The 677-nt window shown below is 44.8% G+C and carries 1 protein-coding gene; it reads right to left on the bottom strand.

Features of this window, described 5'->3' with window-relative positions; all coding sequences use genetic code 11:
• A protein-coding gene (locus CXF69_RS00590) for an IS5 family transposase (protein ID WP_219621361.1) occupies positions 1 to 677 on the bottom strand; the annotation gives its coding sequence in 2 pieces (ribosomal slippage) (positions 1 to 500 and positions 500 to 677; 678 coding nt annotated over the 2 pieces). This gene is flagged as partial in the annotation.

The raw sequence follows: 677 nt of genomic DNA, 5'->3' as shown, positions 1-677 counted from the left end.
TGACTTAAAATTACGCGCTAACTTCTCATAGCGAGTGGCGATACTACGAAAGTGTTTAAGCCTTGCAAACATATTTTCAACAAGATGACGCAGTTTGTACAAATAGCTATCAAACTCTGGATTAGGCTGTTTGGCATTCTTCCTTTTAGGAACGACAGGTATCATATTATGGCTGCGAGCTTTGTCTCTGATACACTCTGAGTCATAGCCTTTATCAGCGATAAAGTAATCAGCTTGCCCAATCATCTCAATCAATTCACCTGCAATTTGACTGTCGTGGACGTCACCCCCAGTGATTTTAAAATGGAGCGGATATCCATCGGCATCACAGGATAGGTGTATCTTTGTAGTTGCTCCGCCACGGCTTTGTCCAATTGCTCGCTCTTCACCACGCCGAGCTCCACTTGCATGCTGATGACAGCGAACATAGCTTCCGTCTGTGAATACCCATTCCGTATCAACTTCTTTTCGTAAGCCAAAAAAAAATCCGCCCATAAGCCAGTTTTCGACCAGCGGTTGAAACGACTATAGGCTGTTTTCCACGAACATAATTCTTCAGGTATGTCACGCCAAGGCGCCCCTGTGCGTAGTTTCCACAGTATGGCTTCCATGATCTCTCGGCTGTTTTGAGTTTGATAGCAGCCGTACTTTATCATCGTCGATTGCAATTGATCCCA

Source organism: Psychrobacter sp. Choline-02u-9 (assembly GCF_002836505.1).
Classification (GTDB): domain Bacteria; phylum Pseudomonadota; class Gammaproteobacteria; order Pseudomonadales; family Moraxellaceae; genus Psychrobacter.
The sequence above is the reverse complement of the archived record's forward strand: the minus strand, read 5'-3'. Positions and strand labels throughout refer to the sequence as shown.